Source organism: Calidithermus roseus, from assembly GCF_003574095.1.
GTDB classification, from domain to species: domain Bacteria; phylum Deinococcota; class Deinococci; order Deinococcales; family Thermaceae; genus Calidithermus; species Calidithermus roseus.
The window spans coordinates 49587-69977 of the sequence record NZ_QWLA01000005.1; the positions used below are offsets into that span (position 1 = coordinate 49587).

General features: G+C 66.1%; 16 protein-coding genes. 11 read left to right on the forward strand and 5 right to left on the reverse strand.

The window, feature by feature from the left end; genetic code table 11:
- Window positions 1–3 precede the first annotated feature (3 nt).
- From Mrose_RS02575 to Mrose_RS02585, 3 genes are read left to right on the forward strand one after another with little or no spacing between them, the layout of a single operon-like run.
- Window positions 4–1308, forward strand: a complete 1305-nt coding sequence (locus Mrose_RS02575) for an ABC transporter permease (protein ID WP_119275868.1) — start codon at window positions 4–6, stop codon at window positions 1306–1308.
- A complete protein-coding gene (locus Mrose_RS02580) occupies window positions 1305–2243 on the forward strand; it encodes an ABC transporter ATP-binding protein (protein WP_119275869.1) in 939 nt (312 codons plus the stop codon). Before Mrose_RS02575 ends, Mrose_RS02580 begins: the two co-directional genes overlap by 4 nt.
- Window positions 2244–2245: 2 nt before the next feature.
- The gene (locus Mrose_RS02585) at window positions 2246–3016 is read left to right on the forward strand and encodes an ABC transporter permease (protein ID WP_119275870.1); all 771 of its coding nucleotides are present in this window, start codon (window positions 2246–2248) and stop codon (window positions 3014–3016) included.
- 301 nt (window positions 3017–3317) lie between these two features.
- Here Mrose_RS02585 and Mrose_RS02590 read toward each other — a convergent pair whose 3' ends face one another.
- The 3 genes from Mrose_RS02590 to trmD all read right to left on the reverse strand — a co-directional run bounded on the left by Mrose_RS02590 (window position 3318) and on the right by trmD (window position 7658).
- Window positions 3318–6254, reverse strand: a complete 2937-nt coding sequence (locus Mrose_RS02590) for an insulinase family protein (protein WP_119275871.1) — start codon at window positions 6252–6254, stop codon at window positions 3318–3320.
- A gap of 95 nt (window positions 6255–6349) precedes the next feature.
- The gene (rplS, locus tag Mrose_RS02595; protein WP_119275872.1) at window positions 6350–6766 is read right to left on the reverse strand and encodes a 50S ribosomal protein L19; all 417 of its coding nucleotides are present in this window, start codon (window positions 6764–6766) and stop codon (window positions 6350–6352) included.
- Between the two features lie 181 nt (window positions 6767–6947).
- Complete coding sequence (gene trmD / locus Mrose_RS02600) at window positions 6948–7658, reverse strand: tRNA (guanosine(37)-N1)-methyltransferase TrmD (RefSeq protein ID WP_119275873.1); 711 nt, start codon at window positions 7656–7658, stop codon at window positions 6948–6950.
- A 129-nt stretch (window positions 7659–7787) separates the two neighbouring features.
- Here trmD and uvrA point away from each other — a divergent pair, with 129 nt between their 5' ends.
- The 8 genes from uvrA to Mrose_RS02640 all read left to right on the forward strand — a co-directional run bounded on the left by uvrA (window position 7788) and on the right by Mrose_RS02640 (window position 17798).
- Window positions 7788–10727: an excinuclease ABC subunit UvrA gene (gene uvrA, locus Mrose_RS02605; RefSeq protein WP_119275874.1), complete on the forward strand. Its 2940-nt coding sequence runs from the start codon at window positions 7788–7790 to the stop codon at window positions 10725–10727.
- Window positions 10728–10792: 65 nt separating this feature from the next.
- The gene (locus Mrose_RS02610) at window positions 10793–12739 is read left to right on the forward strand and encodes an APC family permease (protein ID WP_119275875.1); all 1947 of its coding nucleotides are present in this window, start codon (window positions 10793–10795) and stop codon (window positions 12737–12739) included.
- A gap of 78 nt (window positions 12740–12817) precedes the next feature.
- Complete coding sequence (argF, locus tag Mrose_RS02615) at window positions 12818–13759, forward strand: ornithine carbamoyltransferase (protein WP_119275899.1); 942 nt, start codon at window positions 12818–12820, stop codon at window positions 13757–13759.
- A gap of 3 nt (window positions 13760–13762) precedes the next feature.
- Complete coding sequence (argC, locus tag Mrose_RS02620) at window positions 13763–14728, forward strand: N-acetyl-gamma-glutamyl-phosphate reductase (protein WP_119275876.1); 966 nt, start codon at window positions 13763–13765, stop codon at window positions 14726–14728.
- Between the two features lie 104 nt (window positions 14729–14832).
- Window positions 14833–15981 carry a bifunctional glutamate N-acetyltransferase/amino-acid acetyltransferase ArgJ gene (gene argJ, locus Mrose_RS02625; protein ID WP_182482641.1) on the forward strand — a complete coding sequence of 383 codons (1149 nt, stop codon included), beginning with the start codon at window positions 14833–14835 and terminating at the stop codon, window positions 15979–15981.
- 53 nt (window positions 15982–16034) lie between these two features.
- Window positions 16035–16490: a hypothetical protein gene (locus Mrose_RS02630; RefSeq protein ID WP_119275878.1), complete on the forward strand. Its 456-nt coding sequence runs from the start codon at window positions 16035–16037 to the stop codon at window positions 16488–16490.
- A 117-nt stretch (window positions 16491–16607) separates the two neighbouring features.
- The gene (locus tag Mrose_RS02635) at window positions 16608–17090 is read left to right on the forward strand and encodes a hypothetical protein (protein ID WP_119275879.1); all 483 of its coding nucleotides are present in this window, start codon (window positions 16608–16610) and stop codon (window positions 17088–17090) included.
- 72 nt (window positions 17091–17162) lie between these two features.
- Window positions 17163–17798 (forward strand): hypothetical protein, encoded by a 636-nt coding sequence (locus tag Mrose_RS02640; RefSeq protein WP_245969468.1) that lies wholly within the window; start codon window positions 17163–17165, stop codon window positions 17796–17798.
- A 349-nt stretch (window positions 17799–18147) separates the two neighbouring features.
- Here Mrose_RS02640 and Mrose_RS02645 read toward each other — a convergent pair whose 3' ends face one another.
- Both Mrose_RS02645 and Mrose_RS02650 read right to left on the reverse strand, forming a co-directional pair.
- Window positions 18148–19233 (reverse strand): metal ABC transporter permease, encoded by a 1086-nt coding sequence (locus Mrose_RS02645; RefSeq protein WP_119275881.1) that lies wholly within the window; start codon window positions 19231–19233, stop codon window positions 18148–18150.
- Window positions 19230–20387: a metal ABC transporter permease gene (locus Mrose_RS02650; RefSeq protein ID WP_119275882.1), complete on the reverse strand. Its 1158-nt coding sequence runs from the start codon at window positions 20385–20387 to the stop codon at window positions 19230–19232. The genes Mrose_RS02645 and Mrose_RS02650 overlap by 4 nt, the downstream gene beginning before the upstream one ends.
- Window positions 20388–20391: the final 4 nt, after the last annotated feature.

Genomic DNA, 20391 nt, shown 5'->3' on the forward strand with positions numbered 1-20391 from the left:
TGTGTGCTGCGTCTGCGTGAGCTCAATCCGGTAGCCCTGCTGGCTGCCGGGGTGGGCTTGCTTTCTCTGGCGCTGCCCTGGATCACCCTCAAGCCCAACCGATTGCTCGAGGGAACCGGGGTGGGGGTGTGGGGCCTCGAGCCCGGCCTCGCCGCGGCCCTGGCCGCAGGCTGGCTGGCGCTGCCCTGGCTGCGCCGTGCGGCCTACCCGCTGCTGTTGGGCCTGCTCACGCTGGGCTGGGCTGTGCTGGCTGGGGCGGTGGCTGGGGACTTGCTCGAGGGGGAGTCCGAGGTGGCGCGGGCCAGCCTGGCTGCGGGCTTCTGGCTGACCTTGCTGGCGCTGTATTCGGCCTCGGTGGGCGCACCCCCTCAGGCCCGGCGCTGGATTCCCCTGACCCTTCCCCTGGCGCTTCTGGTGGCCTTGCTGACGGGAAGCTTCCGGCCCCTGGCCCCGGTGGTCGAGGGGGCGGCCTATGGGGAGCAGTTCGGCCTCGAGGCCTGGCGACATCTGGCAATGGCCTCGAGCGCGGTGGTGCAGGCCCTGCTGGTGGGTATTCCCCTCGGCGTCCTGGCCGCCCGCAGCGCCCGCTTTGGCTGGGTGCTGAGCCTGAGCGGTTTCTTGCAGACCATTCCCTCGCTGGCCCTTTTCGGCTTGCTGCTGCCCATCCTGGCCCAACTCGGGCAGGAGGTGAGCCTCGGGCTGGCCCTGGGGGTGATCGCGGCGGGGCTGTTCCTCAGCCGGCTGTTGTGGGCTACCAGCCCCTCGCTGGGGCTGGTGGTGGCCTTCCCGGTGGGATTGCTGGCCTTGGTGCTGGGCGGAACCCTGCTGTTCAACCTGGTGGGGCCTGAACCCCTGCGGCTGGAGCTATCCCAGCCCCTGGCTGCCGCCGGGGTGCGGGGTATCGGGGCGGCCCCGGCGGTGCTGGCCCTCAGCCTCTATGCCCTGCTGCCGGTGGTGATCAGCACCTACACCGGCCTGCGGGCGGTCCCCGAAGCCGCGCGGGATGCGGGCTGGGGCATGGGCATGAGCAGCCGCCAGCTTTTCTGGCGGGTGGAGTTGCCCCTGGCCTCGCCGCTGATCCTCGAGGGCATCCGGGGAGCACTGGTGCTCACCATCGGCATCACCACGGTGGCTGCGCTGATCGGGGCGCGGGGGCTGGGCTATTTCATCCTGCAAGGCGTGCAGAGCGGAGCCAGCGACATGGTGCTGGTGGGTGCGCTGCCGGTAATCGCCCTGGCGCTGCTGGCGGATGGGCTTTTGCGGGGCATTGGGCTGGCGCTACGCCGTCGTCTGGGGCTTTTGGCATGATTCGCTTCGAGAATGTCGTCAAGCGCTACGGGGACTTCGAGGCCCTCAGGGGGGTGAGCCTCGAGGTCGCCCAGGGTCAGGTAGTGGTTTTGCTGGGGCCATCGGGCTGCGGCAAGACCACCCTGCTGCGCACGGTCAATCGTTTGGTCGAGCCCAGCGAGGGAACGGTCTACCTGGGTGGGGAGGACGTGCGGCGGCTGAAGCCCGAGGAACTGCGCCGGGGGATCGGCTACGTGATCCAGAGCATCGGGCTCTTCCCCCACATGAGCGTGCTGGAAAACGTGCTGGTGGTGCCGCGCCTGCTGGGCTGGGAGCGCTCGCGGCGCGAGGCGCGCGCCCGCGAGATGCTGAGGCTGGTGGGTCTGGAACCGGCGGTCTTCGCCAGCCGCTACCCCCGCGAACTCTCCGGCGGGCAGGCCCAGCGGGTGGGCCTGGCGCGGGCCTTGGCAGCAGATCCGGCGGTGCTGCTGATGGACGAGCCCTTCGGCGCGGTGGACCCGCCCACCCGCGAACGCCTGCAAGACGAGTTCCTCAGGCTCCAGGCCGACCTCAAGAAGACCGTGCTGTTCGTGACGCACGACCTCGAGGAGGCGGTCAAGCTCGCCGACCGGATCTGTCTGATGAACCACGGCAAAGTCGAGCAGTACGACGAGCCCGAGACCCTGCTGCGCGACCCCAAGACCCCCTTCGTGCGGGAGTTCATCGGTCCCTCGCGCACCCTGCTGCGGCTTTCGCGCATCCCCCTCAAGGGGCTGATCGAACCCCTCAACGGCAAGGTTCCGGCGGCTTCGGTTCCACTGAGCGCCATGGCCCGCGAAGCCTTCTCGGTGCTGCTGGCCCAGGGAGCCCGCAGCGTTGCCGTGACCGATGAGCAGGGCAGAGCGGTGGGGCAGGTGCGGCTGGAGACCCTGCTGCGGGTGGCCTCGGAGGACTGAGCATGCTCGAGGCCCGCTCCCTGAAGCGAAGCGCCGCGATCGCCCCCCTGGTCGCCCCGGTGGTGGCCTGGGGGTTGTTGATGGGGTTGTTCGCTTACCAGGACCTCTGGAAACGAACCCTGGCTGCGCTGTTCCCCAACCAGACTCCGCTCTTTGAGCGCCAGACCCTACTCAACTTGGCGCTGGAGCACCTCGCCATCACCGCCACCGCCGGGCTCTTCGTGCTGCTGGTGGGATTGCCGCTGGCGATCTGGGTCGCCCGGCCCTCGGGGGCGGCGTTTCGGCCCCTGGTCGAGAACCTGGTGGCCGTGGGCCAGACCTTTCCCCCGGTGGCGGTGCTCTCCTTGGCCCTGCCCTTCGTAGGCTTCGGCTCGAACGGAGCGATTTTGGCCCTGTTGCTCTACGGGCTGTTGCCGGTGGTGCGCAACACCCTCGAGGGGCTTGCTGCCGTGCCGCCGGACGTGCTCGAGGCGGCCAGCGGCATGGGTTATTCCCCTCTCCAACGCCTTTGGCGGGTTGAAATCCCCCTGGCCCTCCCGGTCATCCTCTCCGGCATACGGACCAGCGCGGTGCTCATCCTGGCCACGGCCACGCTAGCCCCGCTGATCGGCGGGGGAGGTCTGGGAGTACCGATTGTGGCGGGGCTGGCGGTCAACAACCAGGCTTTCGTGAGTGAGGGGGCGATCGCGGTGGCCTTGCTGGCCGTCCTCCTGGACTGGACCTTCGCCCGGCTGGAAGCCGTACTCACGCCCTGGCGGGCTATAAGGGCCTGACGACTGATGCTTGTCCCCTAGCTGCTCGATATCTGCTGAGCACTGCCTATGACGATGAGGCTCAGGGCGAGCAGGAAAAAGAGATCGGTCATCCTGAAGTCCAAGCTTCCGGGGATCAGCACGAAAGCCCCCCGCGACAGCCCTATCGACACCCGGCTGGAGTTGAGGATTTGCAGGCTGCGGCCAATGCGGCCTCCGGTCAGGATCAGCGCGTTCGATGAACAGGGTAGCCAGAAACAGGTTCATGAAAAGGAACAGGATTTGCTGGTCGGAGACGAAGCGCAGGGGGTATGGGTTGAGGTTAAATTGCAGCCACCGCGAAGGGGTGAGCTATCAGTTTATTGGCTTCCTTAACCTTTTCCTCGCTGCTGATCACCGCCAGCGCGGCCTCGCCCGAGAGGTACTGCTGGGCTACCCGGCGCAAATCCTCCGGCCTCACCTGCAGCAGCCGCTCCTTGTACTGCTGTTTCTTTTCCGGCGTGTACCCGGCTAGGTCGTCGAAAAAGCGGGTGCGGCCTTTGGAATCGGGAGAGAGCAGGGGGTCTACGTCGCCCGCCGCGCGCAGGATGGCCTCCTTGACCTTCTGGGCCTCGATGTCTTGGGCCAGGAAGTCGTGGATTCCCGCGAAGACCTCGAAGGTGCGCACGATGTGAGGGTCGCGGTAGGAGAGCAGGCCGAACAGGCCGCTCTCGGGGTTGAAGACTGCGAAGCCCCCGTAAGCCCCGCCCTTCTCCCGGATTTCCCTGTGCAAGTACTCCGAGCGCAGCAGGTTGGCCAGGGCCTGCAGCGCGGGCGCGTCGGGGTGAGTGTAGGGCACGGTCTGGAAGAGCTTGGCGTCGTAGGCCACGGCTACGGCGGTGGTGCGGGCTTGGGGGGACAGGTTGCGGCCCGGCAGGCTGCGCTCGCTTTTCGCTGGCTCTTCCGCTCCGTCAGGCAAGGCCGCCAGAAGTTCCTCCAGCCGCCCCTCGAGCTCCTCCAGCACCGGCTCCTCTGCCGTCACGCACACCCGCAGCCCACCGCGCCGGAACAGTTGCTGGCGAATGGCCTCGAGGTCGTCGAGCAGGCGCTCCAGGCCGGCTTCGTCGAGGGTGGCCAGGTGCTTGAGGGTGGCGAGCTGGGAGAGGCCCTCCAGCCGCTCGCGCAGCGCCGCCACCCCGCCGAACTGCTGCGCGGCGAGCCGCATGGCGTAGGCGTGCCCCGCCTGCACGATCTGGGCCTCGTAGCTGGCCTTGAGCTGGCCCAGCAGGTTCTTAAGGTGGGCCCTGTCCCACCTGAGCTCGCTGAGCAGGTCGTGCAGGATGGCGAAGAACTCGGCGTGATTGCGGTAGAGGGCCTTGCCGGAGAGGCCGAAGGACTGGCGGAAGGCGTTGTAGTCCTCCGGCAGCGAACGCAGCGAGGCCCCGGCGCTCAGGCCCCCGGTGTGGGCTTCGATGCGGGCGGCCATCTCGAGGTAATCGCTCCTCCCTCCACCCATGCGCGTCAGGGCGAAGGCGAAGAGCGGCAGCAGGTCGAGGTGAGCATCGCTCAGCCCGGAGAGGTCGAAGCTCAAATCCAGGTAGCTGATGCCGTTGGTGGGTTGGGGGAAAAGGCCCACGGTCGCTCCCTGCACGATCTTGAGCGTGTGGGGCACGTCCTCGAGGCTCATGGGGATGTCGGAGAGCTCGAGCGTCGGCAGCACCGAGCGGTCCTCTTTGGCCTCCTGCCGCAGCTTGAGGGTCCTGGCCTCCTCGACGATCCGCCGCACCTCGGCCTCGCTTAGCGTGGCCCGGACGCGCTCCAGCTTCTCCCGTTCCTCGCGCTCCTGCCGCTCGGTGAGGGACTGGTCGGGCTTGAGCACGATGGTTGCTCGGTGGGGGTTGTCGAGGAAGTGCTTGCGGATGAGGTTTTCGAAGAAAGGCCCCCTGGCGCGCTCGGCCTGCAGGCGCTCGAGGGCCGCGTCGAACTGGAGGGCCAGGTAAGGGTCGCCCCCGTGGAGATAGGGCCCCGCCATCTGGAAAAAGACCTTGAGCGCGTAGGGGAAGCCCTGGTTGGAGACCTCGCGCGACTCCAGCTCCATGCGATGAATGGCCGCGTCCACCATGCTCTGGTCCACGCCGCCCTGCACCAGACCGCGCAGCGTATCCAGGATCAGGTCCTCGATGGCCTCGGCGTCCTCGGGGTTGACCCCCTTGAGCCCGGCGGCGAAAACCGCCTCGCGGAAGACGGTGTTGAAGCCGGTGCTATCGGCCAGGGCCTCGCCGAGCTTGCTCTCCAGCAGCGCCTTGCGCAGGGGCGAGGCAGCGTTGGCCAGCAGCACCCGTTGCAGTACCGAAAGCCCCAGCACCTCCACCACGTCCCCCACGAAGGTAGTGAGCCAGGCTACCAGCACCTGCGACTTCTTGTGGGGGTTCTCGCTGGGGGCCAGGGGGTAGGTGGCCTCGTGCCGCCGGGGCGCACTGAAGCGCACCTGGTCGAGGATGGCGGTGCCAGGGTCAATGGGGCTGAAGCGCGAGAGGGCGTAGCGCTCGATGTAGCCCAGCGTCTTTTCCAGCGGCAGATTGCCGTAGGTGTAGAAGTAGGCGTTGGAGGGGTGGTAGTGCCGCGCGTGGAAGGCCTTGAGCGCTTCCCAGGTTAGCTCGGGGATGTGGCGGGGGTCGCCGCCGGAGTTGTGGGCGTAGGTGAGGCCGGGGAAGATGGCCTGGCCCAGGCTGCGGAACATGACGTTGGTCGGCGTCGACATCGCGCCTTTCATCTCGTTGAAGACCACCCCGCTGTACTGCAAGGGCGAGGCCGGGTTCTCCGGCTCGGCAAAGCGGTAGTGCCAGCCCTCCTGACGAAAGGCCTCGTAGTCGATGCGGGGGAAGAAGCAGGCGTCGAGATAGACCTCGAGCAGGTTGTAGTAATCCTTCTCGACCCGTGTGGAGAAGGGGTAGCTGGTGCGGTCGGGGAAGGTGAGCGCGTTCATGAAGGTGGCGAGCGAACGCGGGATCATGCTGAAGAAAGGGTCGCGCACCGGGAAGCGCTCCGAACCCGCCAGCACGATGTGCTCGAGGATATGGGCGATGCCGGTGGAGTCTTCGGGCACGGTGGGGAAACTGACGCAGAAGGCGTTGTTGTCGTCGGGAGTGGCGATGTGGATGTGCTGGGCCCCGGTGGGTTCGTGCTCCAAGCGGATGTACTGGCCCTGGAGGTGGGGGAGGGGTTTGACCTCCAGAACCCGGTAATTGCCGATCTTCTGGCTTGCTTCCAGTGTGATCATGCCGTCAAGCCTAAGCGATTTGGGCTCGAGGAAAAAGGGAGCAAAACAGCAATGCCCCGGCTATGGGCCGGAGCATTGCCGGTGGGAAGCTTAGCTTACTCGCCTTCGGCAGGGGCTTCGGCGGCGGGGGCAGGGGCCTCTTCAACTTTGCCACCCAGGCGGGCGCGGTCGGTCTTGATGCGTGCAGCCTTGCCGCGCAGGTCGCGCAGGTAGTAGAGCTTGGCCCGGCGCACCTTGCCGTAGCCGGTGACCTGAACGGAGTCGATGAGGGGAGAGTTGAAGGGGAAGACCCGCTCCACGCCCTCGCCGAAGGAGATCTTGCGCACGGTGAAGGAGGAGTTGAAGCCGTTGCGCTTGATCTTGATCACTACGCCTTCATAAGCCTGAATGCGGGTGCGGTTGCCTTCGCGCACCTTGTAGTTGACCCTCACGGTGTCTCCGGGGCGGAAGGCGGGGATGTCGGTGCGGGTGTACTGCTTTTCGACGACTTTGAGAAGGGCACCACGGTTCATGGTCTGCTCCTAATTCCCAGCGGAACCTTTGCTTGCGTCGCAAGGGCGACGGGTTCTTGGGTTTGTGGGCCTCGAGCGTGCCACGCAGGGCGCGACACTCGGCACAGCGGCTTGAAAGTATAGCAGCAGCGAACGGGAGGAGTCAAACGGAAGGTGTGACCCTGACCCTGACCCTGGACCCTCACCCCTCCTCCTCGAGCCACGTCAGATCCTTCGCCGTCAGCTCAGCCCGCTCCAGCAAGTCGGGTCGGCGCTGCTTGGTGCGCAGCAGGGCCTGCTTGCGCCGCCACTCGGCGATTTTGGCGTGGTGGCCTGAGGTCAGGATTTCCGGCACGACCAGGCCGCGGAACTCGGGGGGGCGGGTGTAGTGGGGGTAGTCCAGCAGGCCCTGGGTGAAGGAGTCCTGCTGGTGGCTCTGGGCTTCCTTGATCACGCCGGGGACGAGCCTCGAGGTAGCTTCCAGCAGCACCAGCGCGCCCAGCTCGCCGCCCATCAGCACGTAATCCCCGATGGAGACCTCGCGGCTGACGAAGTGCTCGACCCGTGCGTCGATGCCCTCGTAGCGGCCACACACCAGCACCAGGTGTTCCTTGCTTGCCAGTTCCTCGGCCATGCGCTGGTTGAAGGTCTGGCCCGCGGGGGTCAGCAGGATCACCTCGTCGGCGGGCCCGGCGGCCTCGATGGCCTTCACCACCACGTCCACCCGCATCACCATGCCGGCCCCGCCGCCGTAGGGGGTGTCGTCGACGGTGCGGTGCTTGTCGGTAGCGTGCTCGCGGATGTCGCGCACCTCGACCTCGAGCAGCCCCCGCTCGATGGCCTTGGCGATGAGCGACTCCTCGAGCCAGGGGCGGATCAGGTTGGGAAAGAGGGTCAGGATGGTGTATTTCATGGTGAAGCCCTAAGCCGCCCCTTAGCTTACCGCTCAGGGCCCGCGCCGGTAATCTCGCATCATACACCCGGCGGTGGGGGTTTGTATATGTTATTTACATAACCCAGAACCGGTGTTATACTCCACCGGATGGACCGCATCATCGTTCGTGGAGCGCGGGAACATAATCTCAAGAACATTACCGTTGAACTGCCCCGCGGGCAGTTCATCGTCATTACGGGGGTCTCGGGCTCGGGCAAGAGCACCCTGGCCTTCGACACCATTTACGCCGAGGGCCAGCGGCGCTACGTGGAGAGCCTGTCGAGCTACGCCCGCCAGTTCTTGGGGGTAATGGAAAAACCTGACGTCGACAGCATCGAAGGGCTCTCCCCGGCTATTTCCATCGACCAGAAGACCACTTCGCACAACCCCCGCTCGACGGTGGGCACCGTGACCGAGGTCCACGACTATCTGCGCTTGCTCTTTGCCCGCGTGGGCACGGCCTTCTGCCCGCACTGTGGGCGGCCCATCGAGCGGCAGTCGGCCTCGGAGATCACCGACCGGCTCTTCCGCCGGCCTGAAGGCACCCGTGCGATCCTGATGGCCCCGGTGGTGCGCGGGCGCAAGGGCGAGTACCGCAAGGAGTTCTTGCAGCTTCAGAAAGAGGGCTATGCCCGGGTGCGGGTGGACGGGGTGATCTACACCCTCGAGGAGGCCCTGGGCCTCAGGCTCGAGAAGTACGAGAAGCACGACATCGACCTGGTGATCGACCGGGTGGTGCTCAAGGCCGAGGAGCGCAGCCGCATCGCCGAGTCGGTGGAGCTGGCACTGCTGCGCGGCGAGGGATTGATGCGGGTGCTCTACCCCGACGACGCCAGTGAGGAACTCTTCTCCGAGAAGTTCGCCTGTCCCGAGCACGGCAGCGTGCTCGAGGAGCTCGAGCCGCGCATCTTCTCCTTCAACGCTCCCTACGGCGCCTGCCCCGACTGCTCGGGGCTGGGCTACAACCAGGTCTTCGACCCGGCGCTGGTGGTCAACCCCGAGCTCTCCCTGGCCGAAGGGGCCATCATCCCCTGGTCCAAGGGCCGTGACAACGGCAAGGGCTACCTCTGGGACCGCCTGCGGGCGCTGTCGGAGCACCTGGGCTTCGACATGAAGACCCCCTTCAAGGAACTGCCTCCGGCGGCGCAGGAGGCGGTGATCTACGGGCTGAGCGAGCCCTTCGAGGTGGTTTTCCGCCGGGGCGGGCGTGAGATGCTGCGCTTCCAGGTGCACTACGAGGGGGTCATTCCCTGGCTCGAGAAGCGCTATCAGGAAACCGAGTCGGAGGGGCTGCGCGAGGCGCTGGAGGCCTACATGACCCTCCAGCCCTGCCCGGCCTGCTCGGGCACGCGCTACAAGAAGGAGGTGCTGTCGGTGCGGGTGGGGCTGTTCAACATCGCCGATGTCTCCAACCTCCCCGTGCGCGAGGCCCGGCAGTTCTTCGAGGCGCTGGGCCACAACCGCGTGATCGAAGCCTGCGAGCGCCTGAAGGAATTCCGCATCCCCATCGAGGGCCTGGCCGAGCCGCTGGAGAAGCGCGACCTCAACGAATTCCAGGTCCAGGTGGCCGCCCCCATCTGGCGCGAGATCACCAGCCGACTGGGCTTCCTCGAGGATGTCGGCCTCGACTACCTCACCCTCGACCGCGCCGCCAACACCCTCTCGGGTGGCGAGGCCCAGCGCATCCGCTTGGCGACCCAGGTGGGCTCGGGTCTGACCGGGGTGCTCTACGTGCTCGATGAGCCCTCCATCGGCTTGCACCCCAAGGACAACCAGCGCCTCATCGGCACGCTGAAGAAGCTCAGGAACCTGGGCAACACCCTGCTCGTCGTCGAGCACGACGAGGACACCATGCGCGAGGCCGACTGGATCGTGGACATGGGGCCGGGGGCCGGCATCCACGGCGGGCACATCGTGGCCGAGGGGGTTTTGCAGGACATCATCGACAACCCCAACAGCCTCACCGGGGCCTACCTCAAGGGCACCCGCCACATCGAGGTGCCCAAGACCCGGCGCAAGGGCAACGGTAAGAGCCTGGTGGTGCGCGGCGCCCGCGAGCACAACCTCAAGAACGTCGACCTCAGGATTCCGCTGGGCCGCTTCGTGGCCATCACCGGGCCCTCGGGCTCGGGCAAGAGCACCCTGGTGCACGACGTGCTCTACGCCGCCCTCGCCCGCGACCTGATGCGGGCCAAGACCATCCCCGGCCGCTTCGACAAGATCGAGGGCTTAGAGCACCTCGACAAGGTCATCGAGATCGACCAGTCGCCCATCGGGCGCACCCCGCGCTCCAACCCCGCGACCTACACCGGCATCTTCGACGAGATCCGCGACCTCTTCACCAAGACCCCCGAAGCCCGCAAGCGCGGCTACCAGGCCGGGCGCTTCAGCTTCAACGTCAAGGGTGGGCGCTGCGAGGCCTGCGGCGGCGACGGCACCAAGAAGATCGAGATGCTCTTCCTGCCCGACCTCTACGTGCAGTGCGAGGTGTGCAAGGGCAAGCGCTACAACAAGGAGACGCTGGAGGTCAAGTTCCGCGGCAAGTCCATCGCGGACGTGCTGGACATGACCGTCGAGGAGGGCCTGGCCTTCTTCGAGAACGTGCCCACCATTGCCCGCAAGCTCCAGCTCATGCTCGACGTGGGCTTGGGCTACATGAAGCTCGGCCAGCCCTCGCCCACCCTCTCCGGCGGCGAGGCCCAGCGCATCAAGCTGGCCACCGAGCTGGGCCGCAAGGCCACGGGCCGCACCCTCTATATCCTCGACGAACCCACCACGGGGTTGCACTTCGAGGACGTTTCCAAGCTGCTCAACGTGCTGCACCGCCTGGTAGACGCTGGAAACACCGTGGTGGTGATCGAGCACAACATGGACGTGGTCAAGACCTCCGACTGGGTGATCGACCTGGGCCCCGAAGGGGGAGCCCGTGGCGGGGAGATCGTGGCCGAGGGCACCCCCGAGCAGGTGGCCCTCACCAACAGCCCCACCGGCGCCTTCCTGGCCCGCATCCCCGAGATCGCCCAGAAGGTACAGATAGCGGCAGATTGAGCTGGGACTGACCGGAGGCACTCGTGCGGGTGTACACTAGGCCCCTGTAGCTGCGGCTACGCCTTATGGCTCGAGCCAAACCCCAACTCAACTCCTTCGTGCGCTGGCTGCTGCAGGGCCTGCCCCAGCAAAGCACCGAAGGCTTTTACAGCCCCGAAGCCCCCAAGACCGAACCCCAGCATACCCACCCCTGGTACCGGGTGATGTGCCTGACCGGGGTGGACTACTTCTCCACCTTGGGCTACCAGCCGGGGATCGCCGCTCTGGCTGCGGGCGCGCTCTCGCCCATCGCCACCTTGGTACTGGTGCTGGTCACGCTCTTCGGAGCCCTGCCCATGTACCGCCGGGTGGCGGGGGAGAGCCCGCACGGCGACGGCTCGATCTCCATGCTCGAGCGCTTGCTCGAGGGCTGGACGGGTAAGTTCGTGGTGCTGGTCCTGATCGGCTTCGTGGCCACGGGTTTCGTCATCACCATCACCCTCTCGGCGGCGGACGCGGCCAAGCACATTATCGAGAACCCCTTTGTGCCCGCCTGGATGCGCCATCAGGTCTCCCTCACCCTGCTTCTGGTGGCCCTGCTGGGCGGGGTGTTCCTGGTGGGCTTCAAGGAAGCTATCGGCATCGCGGTGGTGCTGGTGGTCTTCTACATCGGCTCGAGCCTGGTGGTGGTGCTCGAGGGCTTCCGCCTCATCCTGGCCGATCCCTCGCTCATCACCAACTGGACCGGACACCTCAACGCCGACTACACCTCGGTGGGTGCGGTGATTGGGGCTTCCTTGCTGGTATTCCCCAAGCTGGCGCTGGGCTTGTCGGGCTTCGAGACCGGGGTGGTGGTGATGCCCCTGGTGCGGGGCTATCCCGACGACGACCCCCGCTACCCCAGGGGGCGCATCGAGAACTCGCGCAAGCTGCTGACCACAGCCGCCCTGATCATGAGCTTCATGCTCATCACCAGTGCCTTCGTCACCACGCTGCTCATCCCGCCCGAAGCCTTCCAGCCCGGCGGGGAGGCCAATGGGCGGGCCCTGGCCTACCTGGCCCACGAGCACCTGGGCGAGGTCTTCGGCAGCTTCTACGACCTCAGCACCATCCTGATCCTGTGGTTCGCGGGGGCTTCGGCCATGGCCGGGTTGCTCAACATCACCCCGCGCTACCTGCCGCGCTACGGCATGGCCCCCGACTGGGCCAGGGCCACCCGCCCCCTCACCCTGATCTTCACGGCCATCTGCTTCGTGGTCACCCTGGTTTTCCGCGCCGACGTGGACGCCCAGGCCGGGGCCTACGCCACGGGCGTCCTGGCGCTGATGACCTCAGCCGCCATTGCCGTCACCCTTTCGGCGCTGCACAAGAAGCAGACCTGGGCGGCAGTGGGCTTCGGGCTGGTGAGCCTGATCTTCATCTACACCTCGTTGGTGATCGTGCTGGGGAACCTCAGCGGCCTCCAGATCGCCTCTTTCTTCATCGTGGGAGTGATGGTGGTCTCGATCATCTCGCGCATCGTGCGCTCGACCGAGCTGCGCGTGGAGCGGGTAGAGGTGGACGCCGAGGCCAGGCGCATCATCCGCAACCTGGCCCAAGGTGAGATCCGCTTCATCGCCAACCACCGCCAGCGGGGCGATATCGGGGAGTACTCTGCCAAGGAGGCCATTGTGCGGCGGCTCACCCACATCCCGCCCAAAGACCCCGTGGTCTTTCTCGAGGTCTTCGTGCCCGACGCCTCCGACTTCTCCGACGTGCTCAAGGTCTGGGGAGTCGAGGTGGGAGATTACCCTATCATCCGCATACAAAGCCCCTCCATCCCCAACGCCATCGCCGCCTTCTTGCTCTACGTGCGTGACCAGACTGGCAAAATCCCCCACATCTACTTTGAGTGGAGCGAGTCCAGCCCCATCTTCAAAGCTTTCACCTTCCTGGCCTTCGGCGAGGGCGACGTGCCACCCATGACCCGCGAAATCCTGCGCCAGGCCGAGCCTGACCCCTCCCGCCGCCCGGTGGTGCACGTGGGGGGCTGAGGGAGCGCGCACCGGCGGCCTTGATGTATAATCACGCTCTCTGGACGCATAAGTGTGCGTTCGCCCCGGAGGCACCTTGTGGTTGAAACCCTCAAACCTGTGCAGAGCTTGAAAGGCCGCGACTTCCTCTCCAACCTCGACCTCTCTCCCGAGGAGTACCGCGCGGTGCTCGACACCGCCCACGCCATGAAGCGCGGTGAGTTCAAGGGCCAGCGCCCCCTCGAGGGCCAGACCCTGGCCATGATCTTCGAGAAGCCCTCCTTACGCACCCGCACCACCTTCGAGGTGGCTATGAACCAGCTCGGCGGGCACGCGGTGAACCTCACCAACGCCGAGATCGGGCTGGGCACGCGCGAGCCGGTGCGCGACATCGCCCTCAACCTCGAGCGCTGGGTGGAGGGCATCATGGCGCGGGTCTACTTGCACTCGACGCTCGAAGAACTCGCCCGCTACTCCTCTAAGCCCGTCATCAACGGCCTCTCCGACCTATTGCACCCCGTGCAGCTCATGGCCGACTACCAGACCATCGAAGAGTCCTTCCCCGACACCAGAGGGCTGCGCGTGGCCTACATCGGCGACGGCAACAACATGGCCAACGCCCACATCCAGTGCGCGGTGCTCTCGGGGGCCAAGCTCACCATCGCCACCCCGCGCGGCTACGAGCCCAACGCCGTCATCCTGCTCGACGCCCTGCAACGCGGGGCCGACATCACCCTCACCCACGACCCCCTCGAGGCCGCCCAGGGCGCGCAGGTGCTCTACACCGACGTGTGGGTGAGCATGGGCCAGGAGCAGGAGGCCAGTCAGAGGCGCAAGATCAAGGACTTCGCCGGCTTCCAGGTGACCCCGGCCATGCTGGATCTCATTGCCCCGGAGGGCATCTTCCTGCACTGCCTGCCCGCCCACTACGGCGAGGAGGTGGTCGAAGAGGCCACCCTGCACCCCAAGAGCCGCGTCTTCGACCAGGCTGAAAACCGCCTGCACGCGCAGAAAGCGCTGCTTTACCATCTGCTTGGGTGAACCGTGAGCAAACCCAAGGTCTTCATCGACGGCGAGGCCGGGACCACCGGCCTGCAAATCCGGGGGCGGCTGCTGGGGCGCGACGACCTCGAGCTGCTCTCCATCGACCCGGCCAAGCGCAAGGACGAGGCCGAACGCAAGCGCCTGATCAACGAGGCCGACGTGGCCATCCTCTGCTTGCACGACGACGTCGCCAAAGCGACGGTGGGCCTGGTGGAGAACCCCCAGACCCGCATCCTCGACGCCAGCTCCGCGCACCGGGTGGCCGAGGGCTGGGTTTACGGCTTCCCCGAGATGAGCCCTGCCCAACCGGAGCAAATCCGCCGGGCCCGCTTCGTCTCCAACCCCGGCTGCTACCCCACCGGGGCTATCGGCCTGCTGCGCCCGCTGGTGGATGCTGGGCTCCTGCCCCACGACTTCGCGGCTTCGGTACAGGGAACCTCGGGCTACAGCGGCGGCGGGCGACAGCTCATCGAGGCCATGGAAGGCCGTGGCGAGCACCGCCTGGCCGGGGATTACCGCGCCTATGGCCTCGAGCTCACCCACAAGCACGTAGCCGAGATGACCCGCTACTCCCGCCTCGCCCACGAACCCATCTTCACCCCGGCGGTGGGCCGCTTCGCCCAGGGCATGCTCATCGTGATCCCGGTGCACCTGTGGGCCCTGTCGAGGCGGGTTAAGGCAGCCGAGCTGCACGCGGCACTGGCCGAGCACTACCGGGGCCGGCGCTTCGTCACGGTGATGCCGCTGGAGACCTACGGCGCCCACAACCCCGTGCTCGACCCCCAGACCCTCAACGGCACCAACCGCATGGAGCTTTTCGTCTACACCAACCCCCAGCGCGAGCAAGCCCTGCTCATCGCCCGCTTCGACAACCTGGGTAAGGGGGCCTCGGGCGCGGCGGTGCAGAACCTCGACCTGATGCTGGGGCTCGAGGGCGAGCGTAGCTATGAATACTTTGGCGATTGAAAGTGAAGAACGCCAAACGCAAGACGCCAAACGCAAAACGCAAAACGCAAGATGCAGGAGGCTAGAGGTCGTACGTCCTACGCAAAGCGCATCGGCTATAAGCTATCGACATGAGATTACCCATTGGTTTCCGCGCCGGGGCCACCCGTGCAGGCATCAAACCTTCCGGCAAGCCCGATCTCACCCTCGTCGCCTCGGGAAGGCCGTGCGCTTGGGCCTTCGTGGGCACGCTCAACCAGGCTGCCGCCCCTTGCGTGTTGCGCGGGCGCCGGTTGCGCGAGGCCGGAGGCTCCTTGCAGGCCATCGTGGTCAACGCCGGTAACGCCAACTGCGCGACGGGGGAAGCCGGATTCCAGGCCGACCGCCGCATGGCCGAGCTGGCCGCCGCACGGCTGGGCATCGCCCCTGAGGCCGTGCTGACCGCTTCCACGGGGGTTATCGGGGTGCCGTTGCCGCTCGAGAAGATCGAAGCGGCCCTGCCCGATCTGCGGCTGGACCTCGAGCTCACCCCCTTCGCCGAAGCCATCATGACCACCGATCTGACCATGAAGACCGCCGAGGCCGAGCTTCCCGGCGGTATCCGCGTGGTGGGGGTCGCCAAGGGCAGTGGCATGATCCACCCCAACATGGCCACCATGTTCGGCTTCGTCTTCACCGATGCCGCCGTGTCACAGGAGGAACTGCGGCGTGGCTGGAAGCGTGTGGTGGACCACAGCTTCAACCAGGTCACCGTCGATGGCGACACCTCCACCAACGACATGGCGGTGATCCTGGCCAACGGTGCCGCGGGTGAGCCCGACCTCGAGGCCTTCTGGCAGGCCGTGGAAGCGGTGTGTGTCTCGCTGGCCCGACAGATCGCCCGCGACGGCGAGGGTGCCACCAAGCTCATCACCGTCCGGGTCACAGGAGCCCACAGCGAGGACGAAGCCCGCGACGCCGCCCGCACCGTCGCCGCCAGCCCGCTGTGGAAGAGCGCGGTCTACGGCAACGACCCCAACTGGGGCCGCATCATGATGGCCCTGGGCCGCTCGGGAGCGCGCTTCGATCCCTCGAGGGTCCACATCAAGCTCCAGGGGATGCCGCTCTACGCCGGGGCTGCCCTGCCCTTCGACCGCCGCCAAGCCTCCGAGAGCATGAAAGCCGAGGAAGTGCTCGTAGAGGCCGATCTCGGCGCGGGAAACGCGCAGGCGATGGCCTGGGGATGCGACCTGACCGAGGGTTACGTCAAGATTAACGCGCTCTATACCACCTGAACTAACGCCTGAATAACGTTCACATGATAGACTCAGAATCAGGAGGTGACAGCGTGAAGAGGTTCAAGATTCTTGTAGTGACTTCGGTGCTTTTCGTCCTCAGCTCCCTCGGTTTGGCCCAGTCGGAGGGTTTTGGCGTTTACTCGGGCTGGCCCGAGTGGCTGGGTATTCAGTATCAGTCCAGTAGCCTCCGCTTTGGGGGCGGCATCTCCTTCCTCGGCCTGGGCGCTTCCGCCGACCTTATCATCGGTGAGAACCAACTCCCGGTGACTGGGGGCAACGAGTTGAGCTGGTACTTTGGCGCTGGCGCAGGGGCGGGCTTCTGGGCTTTCCTGGGAGGCGGCTTTTACGTCTTTCCGCACGGTCTGATCGGCATCGAGTACAAGCTGGCTGGCACCACCTACAGCTTCTACGGGGAAGCTCAGGTAGGGGCCAGTATCGTCTTTGCAGGTGGCGGGACAGCCATTGGACCCGATTTTGCCACCAGGGTTGGTGTGATCTTCCGATAAAACCTTGGTAACTGAGATGGTAAGGGCGCAGTTTGGCCCTTGCCATCACTAATTTTGACCTCTCGACTTGACAATTTTCCGCATTTTCTGTATATACTCCAGACTGGAGGAATGAGTATGAAGAAACTCCTCGTTCTGATAGTCGTTTCTGTGCTCACCGGTGCCTTTGCCCAGGGGCGGGTATTCGGTGAGGCGGTTTCCGGTCAGATCTCCGTCACGCCCGCCTTCGGCGTGAGCCTGGGGCTTCAAGCCGGCATGGAAAACCTCCTGGGGCCCCTGACCCTGCGGGGCGGTGCTACTGTTGCGGTGGGGAATGCGGGCGGGACCGCCGCTACCCTCTTTGGCCTTACCACTGACGTGCTGCTGCCTTTCACGCTGCAGGGCCCTAACCTCTACGCTGGTTTGGGCGGTGGCCTGGTGGTGGCTGCCGCCGGCGGCACCAGCGCGACAGCGTTCCAGGTTCGCGGCATCCTGGGCCTCGAGTTCCCCGTGGCCGGGAAGTTCAGCCTGCTCACCGAGGTGGTGCCGGGCTTCACCTTCGCGGGCGGTAACTCGGCGTTCGGCCTGGGCATCAACCTGGGCCCGCGCCTGTACTTCTAAGCCTGGGTTGTTAGGATGGAGGGGATGCGTTGGCTCCTCTCCATTTTTCTTTTGTTCGCACTGCCTGCTTGTATGCGCAGCAACGACACCCTGGCTCCCCTGCTCTCGGTGGTGCAGCCGCAGGGCGGGGTGTTCAAGGACCGTAGGGTCCGGGTGGTGGGCTACGCCATGGACGACACGGGCCTCAGCAGCGTGCGGGTCAGGAGCAACATTCAGAAGGAAACCGAGCTCCTGCCGCAGAAGGAAGTGGGGGACAGGCTTTACCAGTTCAGCTTCATCGTCAACACCCCACAGTCAGGCCAGGTCGAGCTAATCATCACTGCGACCGACGTGAATGGTCGCAGCCGGGAGATGAAGCTTCCGCTGGTGCTCGACGCCCGGCAGCCGCAGGTTCGCCTCGAGCGCGTCGAGCCCATCGTCGAGTACGTCACCCGTACCATTGCGCCTCCAGAGGGCTCGGAAAACCAAGAACCCACCGTCGAGCGGACGCCCGTCAACAAGGGGATCCGCATCACCGGGCGAGCGTTGGACGATACCAGCGTGGACAAGGTGGTCGTGCAGTACCAGCAGGGCGGCAAGACCCTCTACAACGCCCTTTCCTTGCCCAAAGGCAAGGAGGTTCCCTTTTACGTCGAAGTCCCCGTCCGCTCCGCGACAATCATCGCGGTAGACGCAGCAGGGAACCGCATCAGCGTGCAGGCGCGGTAGGGAGAGCGGGAAGCGATAAGCTGTAATACCAGATTCGGTCAGTTCGTTCCCGAATGGGGACGAACTGACCCGACCGAAGGGAGTGCTCTAGGATTCAAAAAGATAGCCTCTGAAGGTCTTTGGTTTGGGTGATTATCTTTTTGAATCCGGTATAAGCCGTCAGCAAAAGGTAGGGGCCTGTGGTGTAGAAGAAACCCCTCCCCACGCGCGGAGAGGGGGTATCCCCCCAGCCCCCCTTGCTAAGGGGGGAACAAGGCGTCTTGCCTCTTGCGTACGACGTAGGACGTACGACGCACGGCCCGCGTTTTGCGTTTGATCATCGGCTATCAGCTATCGACTATCGACCCTCCTACGGCCTTTCTCCCGCCAGGACCGCGCCTCGAGCCGTCAACCTCAACCCGTGGGGGTCGCCCGCGATGAGCCCTTCGCGCTGGGCCCACTGCTGGGCCTGGGCCAAGAAGGCAGGGCTCCAGCCGAACTCCTCGAGCACCTCCCGCACCGGCACGGGCCGGTCGTGGTGGGCCAAGTGGGCCAGCAGCAGCCGGGCGGCGAACTCCCGCTGCTGGCGGGCACGGCGGCTACGGGCGGGGATCACCCCGTCCACGGGCGAGAACAGCCAGGCCAGGGCGAAGAGCAGCCCGGCCACCGTGGCCATCATTCCCGCGATCGAAGCATCGAGCAAGATGGCCAGCACGTAGCCCGCCACGCTGGAAACCGCGCCCACCAGCACCGCCAGGCCGATCATCACGGGCAGGCGCTGGGTGAGAAGGTAGGCTGTGGCGGGCGGGATGATGAGGAAAGCCACGATCAGGATAGCCCCCACCGACTGGAAGGCGCCCACGGCAGTGAGGGAGACCAAACTCATCAGCGCGTAGTGCAGCGCTCCAGGAGCAAAGCCCAAAGCCGCAGCCAGCCCGGCGTCGAAGGTCGAGAGCTTGAGCTCTTTGTAAAACAGCAGCACGAACAGCAGGTTGAGCAGGGCCAGGGTGCCCATGATCCACAGCGACTCCGGCCCCAGGTTGAGGCCGAAGGCCTCGAGGGTGTTGAAGGGTGCATAGGCGATCTCGCCGTAGAGCACGGCGTCGAGGTCGAGGTGGACGTTGCGGAAGTAAAGCGACACCGCCAGCACCCCTAGGCTGAACAGGGCAGGGAAGACCAGCCCGATGGCTGCATCGTTCTTGATACGGTTGGTGCGGCTGAGCCACTCCACCAGCGTCACGGTCAGCAACCCGGCTGCCGCCGCGCCCAGCAGGGCTACCGCGGTGGCCCGCTCGCCCCCCGAGACCCAGAAGGCCAGCACGATGCCGGGAAGGACGGCGTGGGAGATGGCGTCGCTCATGAGGGCCATGCGGCGCAGCACCAGGAAGCTGCCCAGCAAGGCCGAGGCGGTGGAGACGAGAATGGCGGTGAGGATGATGATCACATCGGCGCTCACGATGCACCTCCCATCCCGCCCCCGACCAGCGGCCCCAGGGTCTTGGGAAGCACCCGCATGGCCTGCTCGAGCCGGTGGGCTTCGGCGTGGCCCCGCTCGCTAAGTTCCCAGTGATCGTTCCGCTGCACTACCCAGCCTTGGGCAGCGAGTTCCTCGAGCTCGGCTTTGGCCCTGGCCGGGGTGCTTCGGCGGCGCTGGGCCAGGCTTAGGGGGGTGAGCTCGGCGTGGTTGTGGAGCACGTGGGCGTCGAGTAGCAGCCGCTCGAGGCGGATGCGGCGGCGGTTGGCGCGGGTGCGTTGCCAGTCCCACACCAGCCCGCGTTCGGGAGCCAGCAGCAGCGAGAAGAGGCTGATGAGGCTGGCGGTGAGCACCACCAGCGGCCCGGTGGGGAGGTTCTCGCGTGTGGCCGAGATCAGCGCGCCTAGCAGGCCCGAAAGGACGCCAAACCCCGCCGAGAGCCAGATCATGCTGCTCAGGCGGTTGGTCCACTGCCGCGCTGCCGCCGCCGGGGCGATGAGCATGGCGGCCATCAACACCACGCCCACGGTTTGCAGCCCGATCATTACCGCGACGACCGTGAGCGAGGTCAGCAGCGTGCCCAGGCCGCGTACGGGCAGGCCCAGGCTCGCGGCATAGGCGGGGTCGAAGGAAATGAGCTTGAACTCCTTGTACAAAAGCCCCACCAGCAGCAGCGCGACGCCGCCCAGGAGGGCCATGGTCGCCACGTCCTCGCCTACGATGGTGGCGGCCTGCCCGAAGATGAACTTGTCCAGCCCGGCCTGGTTACTGTTTCTGCTGTGTTGGATGAAGGTGAGCAGGCCGATGCCGAAGCCGAAGAAGCTGCTCAGGATCACCCCCAGGGCGCTGTCTTCGGGCAGGCGGGTGGTGCGCAGGATGGCCAGCATCAGCAGCGAGGCCAGCCAGCCCACCGCGCCCGCGCCCAGCAGCAGGACCAGGGGGGCCTTGACGCCCGTGAGCAGGAAAGCCAAGCAGATGCCCGGCAGCGAGGCGTGGGCCAGCACGTCGCCCAGCAGGCTCTGGCGGCGCAGGGTGGCGAAGCTGCCCAGCACCCCGCCCACCAGGCCCAACAGGGCCGCCCCCAGCGCGACGTTGCGCAGGGTGTAGTCGGTGAAGATCGCCAGGAAAAGCTCCACGGCC